13 protein-coding genes are annotated in these 17818 nt (G+C 68.9%); 9 read left to right on the top strand and 4 right to left on the bottom strand.

The window, feature by feature from the left end; genetic code table 11:
• Positions 1 to 181 precede the first annotated feature (181 nt).
• The 5 genes from ACV7NM_RS30880 to ACV7NM_RS30860 all read left to right on the top strand — a co-directional run bounded on the left by ACV7NM_RS30880 (position 182) and on the right by ACV7NM_RS30860 (position 7575).
• Positions 182 to 673 (top strand): SgcJ/EcaC family oxidoreductase, encoded by a 492-nt coding sequence (locus ACV7NM_RS30880; protein ID WP_463413403.1) that lies wholly within the window; start codon positions 182 to 184, stop codon positions 671 to 673.
• Between the two features lie 286 nt (positions 674 to 959).
• A complete protein-coding gene (locus tag ACV7NM_RS30875; RefSeq protein WP_463413402.1) occupies positions 960 to 1358 on the top strand; it encodes a DUF3291 domain-containing protein in 399 nt (132 codons plus the stop codon).
• A 1616-nt stretch (positions 1359 to 2974) separates the two neighbouring features.
• Positions 2975 to 3697 carry a dienelactone hydrolase family protein gene (locus tag ACV7NM_RS30870; protein ID WP_463413401.1) on the top strand — a complete coding sequence of 241 codons (723 nt, stop codon included), beginning with the start codon at positions 2975 to 2977 and terminating at the stop codon, positions 3695 to 3697.
• Positions 3698 to 3944: 247 nt separating this feature from the next.
• The gene (locus ACV7NM_RS30865; protein WP_463413400.1) at positions 3945 to 6947 is read left to right on the top strand and encodes a trypsin-like peptidase domain-containing protein; all 3003 of its coding nucleotides are present in this window, start codon (positions 3945 to 3947) and stop codon (positions 6945 to 6947) included.
• A 16-nt stretch (positions 6948 to 6963) separates the two neighbouring features.
• Positions 6964 to 7575 carry an NUDIX hydrolase gene (locus ACV7NM_RS30860; RefSeq protein WP_463413399.1) on the top strand — a complete coding sequence of 204 codons (612 nt, stop codon included), beginning with the start codon at positions 6964 to 6966 and terminating at the stop codon, positions 7573 to 7575.
• An 11-nt stretch (positions 7576 to 7586) separates the two neighbouring features.
• On the opposite strand, the gene ACV7NM_RS30855 is transcribed toward ACV7NM_RS30860, so the two are convergent.
• Positions 7587 to 8786 carry a hypothetical protein gene (locus tag ACV7NM_RS30855; protein WP_463413398.1) on the bottom strand — a complete coding sequence of 400 codons (1200 nt, stop codon included), beginning with the start codon at positions 8784 to 8786 and terminating at the stop codon, positions 7587 to 7589.
• A gap of 106 nt (positions 8787 to 8892) precedes the next feature.
• Between ACV7NM_RS30855 and ACV7NM_RS30850 the strand changes: the two genes are divergently transcribed.
• Positions 8893 to 9261, top strand: a complete 369-nt coding sequence (locus ACV7NM_RS30850; protein ID WP_463413397.1) for a CU044_2847 family protein — start codon at positions 8893 to 8895, stop codon at positions 9259 to 9261.
• 210 nt (positions 9262 to 9471) lie between these two features.
• A complete protein-coding gene (locus tag ACV7NM_RS30845) occupies positions 9472 to 9987 on the top strand; it encodes a cupin domain-containing protein (RefSeq protein WP_463413396.1) in 516 nt (171 codons plus the stop codon).
• Positions 9988 to 10247: 260 nt separating this feature from the next.
• Here the strand turns inward: ACV7NM_RS30845 and ACV7NM_RS30840 are convergent, their stop codons facing one another.
• On the bottom strand, positions 10248 to 10592 hold the full coding sequence (locus tag ACV7NM_RS30840) for a hypothetical protein (RefSeq protein ID WP_463413395.1): 345 nt from the start codon (positions 10590 to 10592) through the stop codon (positions 10248 to 10250).
• Entirely contained in the window at positions 10562 to 10834 is a 273-nt protein-coding gene (locus ACV7NM_RS30835) for a Ku protein (protein ID WP_463413394.1), read from the bottom strand. The genes ACV7NM_RS30840 and ACV7NM_RS30835 overlap by 31 nt, the downstream gene beginning before the upstream one ends.
• Before the next feature lie 251 nt (positions 10835 to 11085).
• Between ACV7NM_RS30835 and ACV7NM_RS30830 the strand changes: the two genes are divergently transcribed.
• Positions 11086 to 13662, top strand: a complete 2577-nt coding sequence (locus ACV7NM_RS30830; RefSeq protein ID WP_463413393.1) for a SpoIIE family protein phosphatase — start codon at positions 11086 to 11088, stop codon at positions 13660 to 13662.
• Between the two features lie 636 nt (positions 13663 to 14298).
• On the opposite strand, the gene ACV7NM_RS30825 is transcribed toward ACV7NM_RS30830, so the two are convergent.
• Complete coding sequence (locus ACV7NM_RS30825) at positions 14299 to 16341, bottom strand: M4 family metallopeptidase (RefSeq protein WP_463413392.1); 2043 nt, start codon at positions 16339 to 16341, stop codon at positions 14299 to 14301.
• Between the two features lie 556 nt (positions 16342 to 16897).
• Here ACV7NM_RS30825 and ACV7NM_RS30820 point away from each other — a divergent pair.
• A complete protein-coding gene (locus ACV7NM_RS30820; protein WP_463413391.1) occupies positions 16898 to 17713 on the top strand; it encodes a hypothetical protein in 816 nt (271 codons plus the stop codon).
• Positions 17714 to 17818: the final 105 nt, after the last annotated feature.

The raw sequence follows: 17818 nt of genomic DNA, 5'->3' as shown, positions 1-17818 counted from the left end.
GCCTCCGCTTTCTCGGCATCCTCTTGCAGGTGCCACACCTCCAAGGTCACCAGGTCACGCCCCAGGTGTGGCCACCTGCGAACTGCACCCGCCCGGCTGCCGTCCACGACCGGCGGGCCACACAACCAACGGCACCAGCACCCGCACATCACCTCCTCGTACCGAACCAGGAGAGCCACCCGTGAACACGAACCAGAGCACCCCCGTCCACCGCGCCGAAGACACCTCCGCCATCCACGCTCTGCTGCGGCGCAGCGCCGCCGCATGGGCGAACGGTGACGGAGCCGCGTACGGCGCCTGCTTCACCGACGACGCCACCGACGTCACCTACGTCGGCACCGTCTACCACGGCGGCCGGGAGATCGGTCGCGCCCACCAGGCCCTGTTCGACGGCTTCCTCAAGAACACCCGGCTCATCCTCGACCCCGTCGAACTCCGCTTCTACGGCAGCGATGCCGTCGTGGTAGTCACCCGCGGCGACGTCCGCCCAGGCCCCGGGGAGAAAGGCAGAGCCGGAAAACCCGTCAAGCTCCGCAAGATCGCCACCTACACGATCATCCGTGACGCAGACGGACACTGGCGCATCGCCGCCGCCCAAAAGACCCAGCGCAAGCCCCTCATGGAGGCCCTGTCCTTCCGCTTGCAGCCCGCGACCCGCCCCGCCGTACACTGACCGCGAACCCTCGCCCCTCCCCCGTACCGACGTCCCCCGCCTGCACCAGCCCCGGGCCGACCACCCTCCCCAGGCCGCCCCGCCATGGTGTTGACCACCGGCAATCCACCTGCCCGGCGCGGCCCAGCCCGTTTCGACGGTCGGGGTGCGGTATGACCGTTCGACCGTCGGGTGCCGGCCTTGTCGGCCGGCTTGGCAGCACGGCCAGGGCGATGGGGTCGACCAAGCCCAGCCGTACGGGTATTGTCCCGGCTCCCGCGACATCACCGATCTTGGAGGCCATGCCGTGCCCACCCTTCCGTGGACCGTTCCCAGTGAACCCGGGGGCACCACGTCCGCCCTGGTCATGGCGTCGCGCTTCGAGGTGCGGAGCCTAAAGGACGTACCGCGTTTCTTCGTCAAGTCGTTGTCCGCGTGGCGCCAGGTCAAGAGCGCCCCTGGCTGCCTCGGCGCGTCGCTCGTCGCGCGCCCGTTCATGACGCTGTCGGCGTGGGACAGCCGCGAGTCGCTGATGACCTACAACTCGACCGATCCGCACCGCGGCATCGTGACGACGATGCGCCCGACGATGAAGACGTCCACGTTCGTCTTCTGGAACGTCGAGGTGGGTGGCCTCCCCGTCACCTGGGCCGAGGCCGAACACCGCATCGCCGAAAAGGCGGCGACGCGGCCGGATGCCGCCTAGAAGATCCGCCAGGGGCTCTGCGGGCCGCTCGACGAGTACCGCTCCCGGCCTGTCATTTCCGCTCTCCCTAGGCCGTTCACGCCTCAAGCACGCTGACAGCAACGGCCTTCAGCCCTGAGTGCGGCGGCCCCTGTACGTCCGACAGTCGCACTGCTTCCCGCGGGTTCGGTCGCCTCGATATCGAGCAGGTCACTGTGGCAGGGGCCGGTACCCGCGTCGTGCTCCTCGGGCAAGTGGTGACAGGTGCGGCAGGCGTCCGGGTACAGGCACCAGAGGAAGACGGCGAACACAAGTAACGGCCCGGCGCCGCTCACACCAGCCACTCGCCGGTTTCCCAGGCAGACCTCCCGGTCAGGCACCGGCACAGTGCGGTCCGGGACGCCCCGCACTCCTCGCAGGGCAGTGGCCCGGGGCGGTCGTCGACCGGCTCGTCCTCACGCGAGAACAGGGTGCAGTCGCAAGCCGGCCCTCGGTCGGGGGCCCCGAGGCAGCGCCGCAGGGAAGGTACGTGCACCCCACGCGTGTGCCCGCAACCTCCGCACGGGCGTGCCGACATGCCAACTGCCATGAGGGGAGTGTGGCGCGTAAGCCCGACTGTGGTCGAGGGCTTTCCTACACCCATCGGGTTCGCGGGGCACACCGCGGTCCGGGACGCTCAGGACGCCGCTCGACGACGCAGGTCCGCCGCCGAGCGACGCGCCCGCGTCGCCAGGGACACTTGGCTGCGACCACAGGATCCCGGACAGTTGGAAGATCGCTGCGCCGCCTTGAAACACGGCGGCAAGGTCGATCTCTACGCCCACGTCCTGTGCTACGCGCCCGACCCCGGCGCGGGCCAGACCGAACAGTGGGTGAGATGGGACCGGATCACCGAAGTGATCCGGGGCGATGTCCCGGAGGCTACGCCGCCCCCTCCATCCGGATCGCCGCAGAGGGCAACATCGAGCCGCTGACGATCAAAGGCCTCACCGGCCACCCCGAGTTCGCCGCGCACATCACGGCCATCGCCGTGCAGGCGGCCAAGCCAAAGATGTACCAGGCGCTCGCCGACCCGACCGGCCTCCGCCTGTCGCGCCCCACATCTCGGTCTACGGACTGCTCATGGGAACCGGCGCCAACCCCCGAACCGACCTGCGCCTCACCACGGACGGATTCCTCTACAAGGAGCAAGGCGCCGAGCACAGGTTGCCCTGGTCCCACATCGGTCGCCGGGAGAGCAGGATTCCGGGCAGTGCGGCTCTCCGAGGTCGGGTCGGTCCTTACGGGCCGGCCCACACTCGCGAACTGCTGCGGCGCGTCAGGCCGTTCGGTGGCGGCCGAGAATGTGCGCCGCCCTCGGGGCAGGGCCTTGGGCCACCAGTCGCGGGGGCTGAAGTCGATCACCAGTGCCGGGACCAGGAGGGACCGTACGGCTGCGCCGCATCCGGCCACGGAGCCTGCGCAAAACCCGTTGGCGGACCACCGCGGCCCCTGCTACTTTTCCGGAGGCCGTGCGAGAGAACGAGGAGGTGGTACCCGTGAACGCAGTATCGACACGGGTGCTCCCCTCCGGGGTCACGGTCGGACGATAGATCGTCCGGGAGCGCCGTCCAAGAGCACTCCCGAAAGGCACGACCATGCGCTTCACTTCTGAACAGCGCCTCGAAAACGGCGTTCTGGAACGCGACTTCACCCTCGGCGAGATCCCCGGTGTCCTGTGGACGCCCGGATCGACGCCGGCCCCCCTGATCCTGATCGGCCACCCCGGCGGCTTGCACAAGCGACTCCCCCGGCTGGTCGCCCGGGCCCGTCACTACGCGGCGCGGTACGGCTTCGCAGTGGCCGCCATCGACGCCCCCGGGTGTGGTGACCGGCCTCGCTCCGCCGTCGACGAGCAGTTCCGCGCCGACCTCCGCCGGGCGATGGCGGCCGGCGAGCCGGTCCACGGGATCGTCGAAGCCTTCGTCGTCCCGCTGGTTGAAAAGGCGGTCCCCGAGTGGCGGACCACCTTGGACGCCCTCCTTTCGCTGCCCGAGATCAACGGCCCGATCGGATACGACGGGATGATCGCCATCGGCATTCGGCTGGCGATGGTCGAGCCGCGCATTTCGGCCGCCGCCTTGTTCGGCCAGACTCTCGTGCCCGACACCCTGCGCGAGGAGGCCCGGCAGGTCACCATTCCCCTGCGGTTCCTCATGCAGTGGGACGATGAAGGGATGGAACGGCAGCCGGTCCTGGACCTGTTCGACGCCTTCGGCGCCAAGGAGAAGACGCTGCACGCCAATATGGGCGGGCACACCGGTACCCCGTGGTTCGAGGCGGACGACGCGGCCCGATTCTTCGCCCGGCACCTGAAGTGAGGCCGGGCCGCCCGGCCGGCAGCAGACGATAGGAGCTGTCGGCCGGGATGCCGCTCATCGAGGAGAGGTCACCGACCTCCCTCGGTGGCGGTGGCCGACAGGCCCGGTGGCAACACGACGTTGACAGGGGTCATATGGCCGGGCAGCCGCTGGCGAACGCAACATCCGGGGTGAAACCCCCGAAGGCGGAATACTGTCGACAAGTCACCTGACAGCGTTGCCTCGTTGGTTTACTCGGGAGAGATTGATGACGCATAGCCCGCACGGTGAGCCACTGGAGCGGCTGCGGGTCCTGACCGAGCGGAACGTCGTGGGGATCTGGGCGAACGGTACGTTCTGCGGGACCGGTTTCCTGGTGACATCCGACACCGCTCTCACGTGCGCGCACGTGGTGGCCGGGCGCGAGGGGAGCAGCCTGACTGCCACTGTCGAGGGGTGCCAAGTGCCGATCGAGGTCAGGTGCCTGATGCCGGCGACGAAGGGCCCGGAAAGCACGTACGGCTTTCCGGATCTGGCTGAACTGCGCCTGATGGAGCCCGCCCACAACCTGCAGGGCGTGTGGCTCGGCAACGCGGCGCCGACACAGGCCTCCTCCGTGTCCGTCCACGGATTCAGCGGCCACACGTTGGAACCAGGTGTCCAGCCCGACACGCTGCATCTCACGGTGGCCGGGCGGAGCGGGCGCTTCGTGCGGCTGCAATGGGACCAGGTGGTTCAGGGCTTCAGCGGCGGTCCGGTGCTCGACACGAGAACGGGGCGTGTGTGCGGAGTGCTCAAGGCGTCACGGCACGAGAAGGGAATGTCGGGAGGATGGCTGATACCCGTCGATGCCGTGGAGGAACTCTCGCCGGGGCTGATGGGCCGCAATCATGCCGCGCACCGGGCGGGGACGGTCTGGTTCGACCTCGCCCGCAACCGCGAGGGACGGCAAGCAGCCCTGTTCGGCCCCGAGCCCGCACCCGTTTCGGGGAACACGCCGGCGCAGATGCTGGCACGTGGGGCGATGCCGTTCGTGGACCGGCCGGAGCTCGACGATCTCAGGAACTGGTGCTACGTAGCCGACGACCAGTTGCTGCGTCTGCTGTACGCGCCGGGCGGTTCGGGTAAGACCCGTCTGACCGCCGAACTCTGCCATCAGCTACGGAACATGGGCTGGATCGCCGGATTCGCGGACAGGGAGTCGCTCGGCAACCCTGTCCGCCGACACCAGTGGCTCGAAGACCTCACCGCCGCTCTCGGAGCGGAGTTCCCCTGCCTGGTGGTGTTCGACTACGCCCAAGCACGGCTCGGCGACATCAGTTCTCTTATGGCGCACGTCCACCGGTACCGGCCTGACGGCATCACCCTGCGCGTCCTGTTGTTGGCTCGTTCCGAGGAGCCGTTGTGGCAGGCGCTGAAGGAGGAGTTCGAAGCGCAGTACATCGAGGACTGGGCGCTGCGGGGTGCGAGCTCGCTGAGGCTGCCCAGCACGCTGAGCACCAAGGACCCCGGGGCCCTCGTCAGCGAGGCGTTCAGGGAGTTCGTGCGCTTGCTGAAATGCCCGTGGGTGCGGATGCCGCTGTCCCTCGCGCGCGGAGCCGCTCGACAGGACTCGGTTCTGGGCATGCTCGCTGCCGCTCTCGACGCCGTACTCACGTTGCGTCAGGGCGAGGAGTGGAAGGAAAGCGACGACCCGCTGGCACGGATCTGTCGGCATGAAATCAGGGGATGGCACAAGTTGCTGGAGGACCGTCTGGGGACGGGCGGCGCCTTCGCCGGACGTACCGGACGACTGATGGCCGAGGGCCTACTGCTCGTGCCCACCCTGGCCCAGGGGCGGGACAGGGGTGAGCTGACCGCGTTGTTGACTGCCGTGCGCGGGGCGGCTTTCCCCGGACAGCTGCCCGTCAACGCCGGCGCGGTACAGGGCTGCCTACGGGCGTTGTATCCGTCGGCGGAGGGTGACCATGTCGCGCCCCTCGAACCTGATCGCCTGGGTGAAATCCTGGTGCGGCGTGTGCTGGCGGAGCCCGAGAGCTCGGGAGACGAGGTCGGCTATCTGCGAAAGGCTCTGGACGTGTCCATGCTCCGAGATGAGCGGGCACGGCCCGGCGCCGTGTTGGATACGCTCGACGTCCTGGCTCGGGCCCGTGGCTGCACGACCGTGGGCCGTGTAGCGGACCATCCTGCCCACGCCGTCCTGGACCGGGCGCTTGCGCGGCTCGTTCGCGACAATCCTCGAGTCCTGGTACCGGCCCTGGTGACCGTCGGCGCCCGCCTGCCGCACGCGGAGCTCTTGGCGGCCCTGATCCAACCGGTGCTGGAGACTTGCGAGAGCGACCTCCTCTGCCTCGTCGAACCACGGCTTCCCCGCTATCCTTCCGGCCTCTCCGCCTTGTCGGCGCTCGTCCTCCAGCGGCTGCTCCGATCGGCCGGCACAGGGAACGACGACAGCAGTGCGCACGTGCGTATGCAGCGGCTGCGCAGGTGCAGTCTGCGCCTCGAGGAGAGCGGGAACCGGGACGACGCCGTCCGGGCAGCGGACGAGGCGGTCCTGCTCAGCCGCGATCTCGTCCGCAAGTCCGCGCAGTACAGGTCCGACTACGCCGCAGCGTTGCACAACCTGAGCCTGCTGCGGCAGCGGTCGGGGGAGACGCAGTCGGCGTTGGGACTCAGTGTCGAAGCTGTGGCCCTGTACCGACAACTCGTAGGCGCCGAGCCGGGCATGCGGCACCACACTCTCATGGACATGGCGGGCGCTCTCAGCCTGCTGGCCTTGCTGCGGCTCGGAGATGCACAGGTCAACGGCGCGGCCCGTGATGCTGCCGAAGGAGTCATGCGGTGCGAACAGGTGCCGGAAGGAGCTCGTGACGACGACGTGTACCTCGCCTGTCTGGAAACCCTGGCCGAGTGCCGCCACCGCACGGGCCTGCCCGAGGAGGCGCTCGCGTGCAGCCTTCAGGCGGTCGAGCGCCTGGAGGACCTGGTGAGACTCCGGCCCAGTCGCTATCTTGCCCGGCTGCCAGAGACCCTGCAGCGCCACGGCTTCGGACTGCTGCGGGCCGAGAGGTATCGCGAGGCTTATCCGGTGCTGAGCCGGGCGGCGATGGAGCGCGCGGCGCTGCCTTTACGGACCACGCCTCGACTGCGCGAGGAGCAGGCGCTGGTGCTCCACGTACTCATCCAGCTCAGTGACGAACTCGACGACTTCGGACATGATCGTTCATCATGGCTACAGATGAAGAACGTGCTGGACGGTCGCGCGAACTGAGAGGAGCCTGGTGCCGATGAAGAACGAAGCGTCTGTCCACGCCGAACCCCCACCCATCCGGCGGCAACGGGCCGTGGAGGTCTTCCGCAACCGTTTCGGGGCCCTGTTCAACGATGAAGTGCTCTCGCCGTCGGGCGAGCAGGGGCGCTACTTGCGCTGGCAGTGGTCCCAGAGCGGTGTGGTGATCGTCCCCACGGGGCAGGACGGTTTCGCTTTCGTCCCCACATACCGCTACTCGATCGGCGGAGTCTCCCTGGAGTTCCCGCGAGGCGGTTGCGAAGCGGACGAGGACCCGATCGTGGCTGCCGCACGGGAACTGCGGGAAGAGACCGGATTCGACTGCGCTCCGAGCGCGTTACGCCGACTGGGCTTGATCCACGCCGATACGGGTCTGATCGAATCGGACGTGCACGTCTTCACAGCCGAAGTCCGGCCGCCGGGTTCGGCAGACATCCGGCCCGTCGCAGAACCGGAGGCCATGGAGTCGGTTGCCGAGCCGATCTGGGCCTCGCGCACGAAGGTGGTGGAGTGGCTGCAGAGCGGCACCGTCACCTGCGGCGTGACGCTGGCCGCCCTGGCACTCGCACTCGCCGACCGCTCCGGCACCGGCTCCGGGCCTGCGATGTGAGTGGTTCTCGCTCAGCCGGCATATGCACCCGTGATCACGCGCTGCCGCATCTGCCGCGCATCGAGTTCTCCGATGTCGGCCGCGCCGTCGACGGCTGACACACTCCGGTCGACAACACGCAGGTCGAGGTAGTCCTCCTCCGCGTTGGCCGTCGGAACATCGAGGCCGGCTCCGAGGGCCCCGGTCAGTGAGTCCTGGGAGATTCCGAAACGCATCAGGTTGCGGTTGCCGTTCAGGACCGCCCGTGCGCGTTCGTCGGTGTCATGAAAGGCGCGGACGAATGCCTCCTGCATCCACGTGCTGAACTCGGTCATGGCTTCCATCAGACGGGACAGATCCGGTTGGCCGCCGCGGCGCAACAGGCCCAGTTCGTGTACGAGGGCACTTCGGGACGGCTGCTCAGTGGCTTCCAAATACACCTCGACCGGCAATCTGCCGAGCAAGAACCCATCGAGAATGCTGCCGGGCAGCGTGGTGTACTCCAAGGCCGTTCGAGTCGCAGCGGTGGTGGGCAGGTCGACACCGCGCGGCGCCGCGGTCCCGGCCGCCAGCACGTGAGGGAGTGCCTCGCGGTAGGACTCACCCGCGGCTCGGTCCACGACGGCCAGAGCGAGCACGACCTCTGTGCTCCCCGGCGCCTCGGCCCGATACGACTCCTCCCAGTCCTTGACCGCGGTGAAGTACAGCGGCTCCTGTTCCTTCACGAAATTCAGGGCCGCGTCGAACGTTGCGCGGGTCTGCCCCTCGGCGTTGCGCCTGCGCTCCTCCAGCAGCCGGGCCACTCCGCCCTTGAAGGCGGCCGCTACGGCGTCCAGGCGATAGCTGACGACATGCGCGCGCGTCATGCGGTCCATCAGTTCCGCGTATGCGGCACTGGGCATGTTTTTGACTTGGCGTCTCTTCTGATCCCCGCGCACGGCCGTCAGCGTCTTGTCGTCCCTGCACGCGACCCGGATGCGGCCGCCGCTCAGGAGCGGCGCGAGATCCGATCGAACGCCCAGGCCGTCGGCTTCGTGAGAGGACACGAGGGCACGGAAGAGAGGAGTGTTGAGCGCCTGCGAATCACCGATGAGCAGGGTGTCGGACAGCACTGCGTGGAAGAGCACGCGTGCCCGCAGGTCCTCGGCGTTCGCAATCGGGGACTGTAAGTGGATCTCGACATCGGAGAGATAGACCCTCTCCGGCGATAATCGGGCATTTTGGCCAATCATGACCACTCCCCTTCGTGACCGTGTGATGATTGTAAGTGCCCGGACGCCAGGCGTCGCCGAGAACCAAACATCTTCTGTAGTCGGTGAGTTGAACCGGAGGAGACACGTGTCCGATGCGGTCCAGGCAGTCATGCCAGACGGAACCTCAATATGGGTACGCGTCAACGACGACGACGAGGGTCCCCGGGACACCGGCTTCGGAGACCGCCTGTCACGGCAGCTCGGCGATCTTCCCCAGACGTTGGACACCATCACACACAGCGTCAGATCGGGACTGCGGCGCGCCGCCCCGGACGAAGTGACTCTCGAATTCGGCATCGAAATCGCGGTCAAAAGCGGTCAGTTGGTGAGCGTGGTGACCGAAGCGGGGGGCAGCGCCACCCTCAAGGTGACCGCTACCTGGCGCAAGGGTGAGCCCGAAGCGAGCGTCGCGATGGAAGCACCAGGCGAGAGGCCGGAGGAAGACCCCGCGTAGCAGTTTCACGATCATCGGCCTCGAACGTCTCGGAGAGGCGTTCTGGACGGTCCACTCCCCCTCAGCCGTGACGCCGGTCCCGCCGGCCCGCACAACTCCCGGAGTGCCGGCGCGACCGTCCGCATCCGAAGGACGCTCCAGTAATTGGCCCATGTTCACGGCGGTTGATTGGACTGCTGAGCAGACCAGTTGGGCGGCATCGTCATGATCATGAACAAGCAGAAGAGCACGACCCCCACCCCCTCCCAGGCCCTGCTGACCCGCCACGCGGAGGCGGAGACCTGCGCCGACCCGAGCAGCGTCATGCGACTGCTGGGTGAGCCGGGCGACACCGCCGACGTGGGCTTCACCAGCTACCGGTCCACCTTCGCCCAAGGCGCGGTGGGCGCACCGGCCCACTTCCACACCAAGGCGACGGAGCTGTTCTTCGTGATCAGCGGATCCCTGCAGGTACTGGTGGGAGAGGAGATCGCCATCCTGAACGAGGGGGACTTCCTCGCGGTGCCGCCGCACACCCCGCACGCCTTCGCCGCCGCGCCGGGGGCCACGGCAGACGTCCTGTTCGTATTCACCTCGGGCATGGACCGGTTCGACTACCTGCGTCTGTTGAGCCGGGTGATGCGGGGCGAGGCAGACGCCAAGGAGATCGCCGAAAACGCGGAGCGCTTCGACAACCACTACGTCGACAGCCCGGTATGGCGGGCCGCTGTGGAGACGTCGGCGTGATCGCGCCGGAAACAGAGGAGCCGTCCGCGGCGATCCGGCGCCGAACCGGTAGGCAATCGCATCAGGCAGCGGTGTTATTGGCAGGCGCCCCCGGCGCAGACATGGCCGGCCCCACGGCCGAGGACTCCCAGGTCATCGCAATGGACCCGCGTTTACGGGACAGCCCTCAGGAGGCCCTCTTGATTGCTTCGACCAAGTCGTCGCGGGTCATGCGGGAGCGACCGGGGATGTCCGCGGCGGCCTTCTTGTAGAGGTCGGCCCTAGTCAGCCCGCCGAGGTCCTCGGTCTTCGGTGAGGAGCGGATCCCGCCTCTTGCCCGCCGGTTTCTTCGCGCTGCCCGCGCCGGAACCGCTCGTACGGCCGCGTGTCGAGGCGGCGGTCTTCTCCCCCGCGGCCGGCTTGGGGCTGCGGGCCCGTTCGACGCCGGCGCGCAGGGCTTCCATGAGGTCGACGGCGCCGGTGGGCGTGGCCACGGGCTCGGCCTTCTCAACGGTGCCGCCTGCCTGCTTGGCCTGGATCAGGGCGGTGACCTTCTCCTGGAAGCTGACGGGGAATCGCTCCGGGTCCCATGCCATCAACAGCGCCCGGATGAGTTGCTCGGCCATCTTGACTCGTGCTGGCGCATCACGAAGGTCGCGATCCCGGCCTCGCCTGACTTCGCGAGGGCCTGCTCCAGGAGGCCGTAGACCTTTTCGAAGCCCTTGCCTCGCAGGCCCAGGTAGTAGGTCTTGTCGAAGAAGATCGACTCGATCTCGTCCAGGTCTACGAAGCCGGAGATCTCCAGCGCCTGGGAGCGGCCCGGGGCGATCTCGTCGAGTTCGAGTTCCTTGCCGGTGCGTTCGTTCACGCCCCGATTGCGGATGCGGTCGGAGGTGCCGCGCTGGAGCTGATGGAAGTGGATGGTGTGGCCGGCGGTCGCCGTATAGAGGCCGGCCGGCAGGCCCTACCGCGGAGTAACCGCTTCGTCCGCTTCCGGTTCCTCCACAACGCGCCCGTGCCAGGGAGCACCGCGCCGCACAGCGCCGGCCCTGCCCGACACGCGTGGTGGCGACGGTGCGGGCCCGGTGCCGAGGCGGATGATGGGAACGAAGCGGGAGAATGAGGCCCTACCCGAACCAGCAGGGCACCGAATGGGGCGGAGCGATGAGAGACCCCCTGGTTGATGGCCGTGACGGCCCGCTGAGGGAGCCGGGCGATGACGCATACGTCATCGTGGACGGCCGGGGCGTGCTGACCGCTTGGACGCCGGCTGCGGAGCGTCTGCTGGGCTATGCGGGGCAGGAGGTGCTGGGGCTGCGGGGCGCCGATCTGCTGGTCGACGAGTCGGACGTCGCCGGCCTCGCGGTCCGGTTGCGAAACGGAGGGGCGGAGGCGGTGCGGCTCGGTGCGGTCGTGCTGAGGCACCGTAGCGGCCGCCCCGTGGAGGTCGTGCTTGAGGGCCGCCGCCTGGTGTGGACCGGAGGTGAGTGCCGATGGTTGGTGCGGGCGGCGGACGCGGACGAAGCCCGGCGCCGGGAACTCGGCGCCGCACTGGTGCGGGGCCTGTTCACGGAGTCGCCGTTCGACATCGACGTCTTCGACACCGAGCTGCGCTTCCTGGCGCAGAACGCCGGGTGGCGTCGTACGGGATGGTTCGGGGGCAAGGACTTCACCGGCCACACGATGGCCGAGGTCGCGCCACCGGGTTTGCTGGACACCGATGCGTTCGAGGCGCGGCAGAGGCAGGTCCTGGACTCCGGTGAGGCCCTGATCCGGACGGAGCTGCGCGGTCGCTCCCCCGATGACCCCGGCCATGAGTACATCTGGTCGGAGACGATCCTTCCGCTGCGCGATTCCAACGGGCAGGTGATCGCGCTGGCCCGTACGGTGACCGACGTGACCGAGCGGGCCCGGGCCCACGAGCGCCTGGCGCTGGTGAATTCTGCCAGCACGCGGATCGGCACCACACTGGATGTGGTGCCGACCGCCCAAGAGCTGTGTGACGTGACCGTCCCGCGCTTCGCCGATCACGCTTACGTGAACCTGCTGAGTCCCGTGTTCGGCGGCCAGGAGCCGGTGACCGGTCCGGTGGTGGAGGCCATGCCCCTGCGGCGTACGGCCCTGGCCACCGTTCCCGGCAGCCCGGCGGCCACGGCGGCCGCGACGGGCGAGGTGGACCCGTTCATCTCGGGCGCCGCGCAGCTGTACGAGAGGGTCATGACCGAGGGGCGGCCTCTGCTGCTGACGGGTGAGGAGTTCGCCGCGGAACTCGAACCGGGTGATCCTCAGGCGGCCGCCGAGGTGTTGGAGGAGGCCATCTGCTCGTGGCTGCTGGTCCCGATGTCCGCGAGGGGCGCTGTCTTGGGTGCGGTGGAATTCATCCGTTACCGGCCGAGCCGCCCGTTCGAGCAGGACGACGTCCTGCTGGCGCAGGAGATCGTGGCGCGTGCCGCCGTCTGCATCGACAACGCCCGCCGCTACACGCAGGAACGCAAGACGGCTCTGGCACTTCAGCGCACCCTCCTGCCGCAGGAGCTGCCCGCTCTCGCAGCGGTGGAGGCGGTGTCCCGGTACATTCCCGCGAACGGGCACACGCAGCTGGGTGGTGCCTGGTTCGACGTGATTCCGCTTTCCGGGGCGCAGGTCGCGCTGGTGGTGGGCGATGTCCCGGGGCAGGGCCTGCACTCGGCGGTGACCATGGGGCGGCTTCGCACCGCGGTACGTACCCTCGCGGACCTGGGCCTGTCCCCCGAGGAGTTGCTCACCCACCTGGACGACCAGGTCAATCGGTTCCAAGTCGACGAGCACGACGCGGAGTTCACCGGCAGGGCGGCTGGTACGACCTGTGTGTACGCCGTGTTCGATCCGATCTCAAGGTCCTGCGTGGTGGCGCGTGCGGGCCATCCGGCGCCGGCACTGATCTCGCGCAACGGGAGCCGCGATCTCATCGATCTGCCGGGCGGTCCGCCTCTGGGCATGGGCGGGGCTCCGTTCGAGAGCGGTGAGCTGATTCTGGATGACGGAGATCTTCTCGTGCTGTGCACCGAAGACCTGGTGAAACCGTCGGACCAGAACATCGGCTCGGGCACCGGTCCGGTCGCGCAGCCGGCCCGGCAGGCATTGGCGGAAGCAGCACAGCCCGCGACCTCCGAGCCGTCCCGCCCCGATCGCGCGCTCTACGACATCTGTGACCGGATGACCAACCGGATCATCGCGTCCCGCCCGGATGAGGATGTGGCATTCCTCGCCGTGCGCGTCCGCGCCTTGGCCACGGACCACCACGTCACCTGGGACCTCGATTCCGTACCCGAGATCGTCGGGCGGGCTCGCGCCCTCACGACCGCGAAACTGGCGGAGTGGGGACTGCAAGACCTCGACTTCACCACGGAACTCTTGGTCAGCGAACTCGTCACCAACGCCGTCCGGTACGGCGCCCCACCGATCCGGCTGCGGATGATCCGTGACCGGACTCTGATCTGCGAGGTGACCGACGCCAGCAGCACTTCCCCTCACATCCGGCGTGCCCTGGTCACCGACGAGGGAGGACGGGGACTGTTCATGGTCGCGCAGCTGGCCCAACTATGGGGCACCCGCTACCACTCCCGCGGCAAAACCATCTGGGCCGAACAACCCCTCCCCGGTGGCGACGACGACACCGGCCCCGCCCCCGCTCCCGGCGGACGGGGCGCTGACTGACGTCACGATGGGACCGGCATGCCGGTGACGGTCGGCGGTTCCTTCGGGACAAAACAGCGATCGATGTGGCGCTACGGCCCCCAGCCCCGGTCCGCAGCCCGCCGCAGCCCGGACCGGATGTGCCTACGGCGCGGGGTGAGCTGCGAGGAGCCGGTGGAAGTCCGCCCGTCCGCCCTGGCGGTGGGCCGCCGGCAGGCTCAACGCCCGGTTCGTGTCCCCGCCTTCGAAGGCCGCGATGACGCCCTCGTGCTCGTCCAGTATCGCCTGGGCGCGCTCCAGTTCGCCGGTGGCTCCACGAGCCCAGCCGCACCGTCCTGCTCGGCGACGCGGTCTTCAACCGCTGCCAGCTCGCCCTCGGCCTCCCGGCCCTGGCCGCCGAGCCCGATCTGCGCGTCGGCAGCCTCGCCGCCCTACCGGACGACATCGCCGCCATCGGCTTCGCCCACGGCGACCCGCTCATCGGCCCCGACACCGCCGACTTCCGGGCATTCGTGGAGCAGCTGCCCGGTCGGCACTGAAAACGCCCCGCATCCCCCCGACTCCCGGCATTCGCCCGGGCACGGGTGGGGCTGTGAAAAGAAGGTGCCCGGAGCCGTGGAGGCTCCGGGCACCTTCAGGTCATGAGTAGTCGGCTGTTCAGAAGGTGAGCTTGAAGTCCGTGATGGTGCCGACGTCCGCGGCGCCCTTGTCCTGGACCTTCAGCTTCCAGGTGCCGTTGGCGGCCACGGCCGAGGCGTTGACGGTGTACGTCTTGTCCAGGTTCGCCGTGGAGTCCGAGGAGGAGTTCTGCAGGCGGTACGAGGTCCCGTTGGGAGCCACGAGGTCGATCTGGAGGTCACCGATGTAGGTGTGGGTGATCTTCACGCCGACCGCGAGGGTGCTCGGCGCGTTGCCGGTGATTCCGGTGACGTTCACCGACGAGGTGACCGCCGGGCCCGGGGAGTCCGGGATGGCCACGCGGGTGGTGCTCTCGAAGACCTTCCCCGGGGTGGGGGTGCCGCCGTTCGAGCGGGCACCCACGTTGACGGCGGCCCAGGCGTTGGTGACGTTGGTGACCTCGGCGCTGCCCGCCCCGTACAGCTCGGTGGCCGCGGCGATCGTGCCGTCGCGGGCGCCCTTGTAATCGGTGCTGGAGTTGAACTTGGTGGTGAGCGCCTTGTACCAGATGAGCTGGGCCTTGTCCCGGCCGATGCCGGTGACGGGCAGGCCGTCGGAGGTCGGCGAGTTGTAGCTGAAGCCGTTGACCGTCTTGGCGCCGGAGCCCTCGGAGGCCAGGTAGAACCAGTGGTTCGCCGGGCCCGAGGAGTAGTGGACGTCGAGGCTGCCGACGCCGGAGTACCAGCTGTCCGCGGAACCGCCGTCCTTGCTCGGCTTGTCCATGTACCGCAGAGGAGTGCCGTTGCCGTTGATGTTGATCTGCTCGCCGATGAGGTAGTTGCCCGGCGCGCTGGGGTTGTTGGCGTAGAACTCGACCGAGGTGCCCATGATGTCGGAGGTCGCCTCGTTCAGGCCGCCCGACTCGTCGCTGTAGTTGAGGCCGGCGGTGGCGGCGGTGACGCCGTGCGTCATCTCGTGACCGGCGACGTCCAGCGAGGTGAGCGGGTCGTTGTTGGCCGTTCCGTCACCGTACGTCATGCAGAAGCAGCCGTCGTCCCAGAACGCGTTGACGTACGCGTTTCCGTAGTGGACGCGGGAGTAGGCGGCGACGCCGTCGCCGCGGATGCCCGAGCGGCCGAGGACGTTCTTGTAGAAGTCCCAGGTGACCCCGGCGCCGTAGGCGGCGTCGGCGCCGGCGGTGGCGGCGTTGGAGTTGGCGCCGTTGCCCCAGGTGTCGGTGGACTGGGTGAAGAGCGAACCCGTGCCGGACGTCCCGTGGTTCAGGTTGTACGTCTTGTGGCCGCCGCGGGCCGCGTCGTTCAGCGTGAAGCTCGAACCGGACTGCGAGGTGCCGAGGGTGACCTGGCCGCTGTAGTGGGTGTTGCCGACACCGGTCTCGATGCCCTGCCACTGGTGGAGCTTCGCGCCCGTCTTGGCATCGGTGATGACGTGGAGCTGGTTCGGGGTGCCATCGTCCTGGAGCCCGCCGACGACGGTCTCGTACGCGAGGGTCGGCACGCCGTTCGCCATCCACACGACCTTGCGGGGCGCGACGTCGGTCTTCGCGGCCTTGGAGCCCACGGCCTTCGCGGCGTCGAGAGCCTGCGTGGAGGCGGCCGCCGGAGCGTCGGCCGGGGCGGTGGTGGAGATGCCCTGGAGCTGGGCGGAGGACGCCTTGGACACGCTCCGGGTCGTGTTGGCCGCCGTACGGCTGACGACCAAGTCGCCGCCGAGGACCGGGAGTCCCTCGTACGTGCGCTCGTACCGGGTGTGGGTGGTACCGTCCTGGTCCTTGACCACATCGTGGACGAGCAGCTTCTCCTGGGCGCCGAGGCCGAGCTCCTTGGCCGTGGCGGCCGTGGTGCTCTGGGCCTTGGCTATGAGCTCGGCGCGCTGGGACGGGGAGAGCTGAGCGGGCAGTGCGCCCGGGTTGCGTACCGGCTGGCCCTTGGGGGCAGCGGCGTTCGCGGTTCCGTCGGGCTGCGCGCTGGCGCTGCCCGCCTGGACACCTACGGTGAGCATGGCGGCTGCGGCGAGCAGGCTGGCGGTGGCGGTGGCATGACGACGAGACGTGGATTTCACGCGGACTCCTTCTGCGTGTGGGGGGTTACCGGGCGGCTGGAATGAGGCCGGCCGGGCAGAGCGTGCGGAGCTGTTCCGTGCTGGGGATGGACAGAGATTGCCAGCCATCTCGATCTTTGTCAGGAGCGCGTCATGAATTGGCCGAATCCAGTCCTGAATTCGGCGTTCAAGGTTCGCTGAGCGGACACATCGGGCCAGTGCCGGGCCGCCCGCCCCTGCCCAACCTGACAGGTCGGAGCGCCACTTACTCGGGACCCCCGATCCCCGGCCGCCTCGGACGGACCTGCCAGCGCGCGCCGGTGATGGCGTACTGCCGCATCCAGGCATCGCCCCGAATCCGCCGTTTGGACGGACCGCACCTGCGCGAAGACCGGCCGGCGCCCCCGGTCCGGGCAACCGATGCCCTCTCCGGAGGGCGAGCCGGCCGTGCCCGCTTTCGGACGTGCCCCCGCCGGCGGCTGGGGTGGGGACGTCTCACCGCGACGAACGATCCGGAGTGCCGGCGCCCTGCGTCGCGACTCGGCAGCGCTGGACCCCGTACACATATCCTGAGCTGATGTACGAGACCTCAGCGGCTCTGGCAACCGCCCGCTGGCCGCTCGCCGCATCTGCGGAGACCGACGGGCTGCGGGAACTGGCCGACGACGACGGGCTCACCGGGTTCATGCCGCCGGCGCTGCCCGACGCGGCCTGGGTGCTCCACTCCATGTACGAGCACGAACTCGGGCCGTTCGACATGACGTACGTCGAGTACCAGCGGGCCTTCCTGAACAGCAAGAGCGCCGGCTACGAGATCCTCCCGGACCTCGACCCCGCAGAGGTATTCGTCGATCCCTCGGACACATTCGCCCCGTCCAGAGGCGAGTACCCTGGGCCACGCTGGCGCCGGCTGCGCTGGGCAGAGCTCGCCCGGCGGACCGGAGGACCCGTGGCCGCCGAGGGCCGCCTACCCTGCCACACGTCCTTCCCTTCGCTCCGCGAGCCGGGCGGCGGGCCGGTCGGCATCACCGGCCCGTCCGAGGGCAGCCTGAACCGTGCCGACTGGAACCGGCTGATCGAGATCCTCACCGAGCACAGCCCTCAGGGCGCGGACACCCGCTGCCTCGCGTACTACACCCCACTGGGCCAAGGGGCCGAGGACTTCGACAACCTGCACGTCCGGGCCGGACGGCTCGCGGACGCCAAGGCGTTGTACGACCACCCCGACGAAGAGTGGTGGACGCCGTCCAACTTCTGGGCGCACGACCGGTCCTGGGTCCTGTGCACGGACTACGACCTGTGGGCCACCAAGCTCGCCGGCCCGACCCCACTCGTCGAAGCCCTCCTCGACGACTCGGAGATCGAAGCCGTACGACTGCCCTGGGCCCACTGATTCGACAGTCCGGCACGGGTGGGATCGACCAGGCCGCATCGAATGGCGCCCGCGGTTGACCGCTCGGGCTTTCGTTGGCCGGCGCCGGTGGCCGGGCCGGTGAGT

This window comes from Streptomyces sp. Tek67B01, from assembly GCF_055231995.1.
This window is presented reverse-complemented; position numbering and strand designations above follow the sequence as displayed.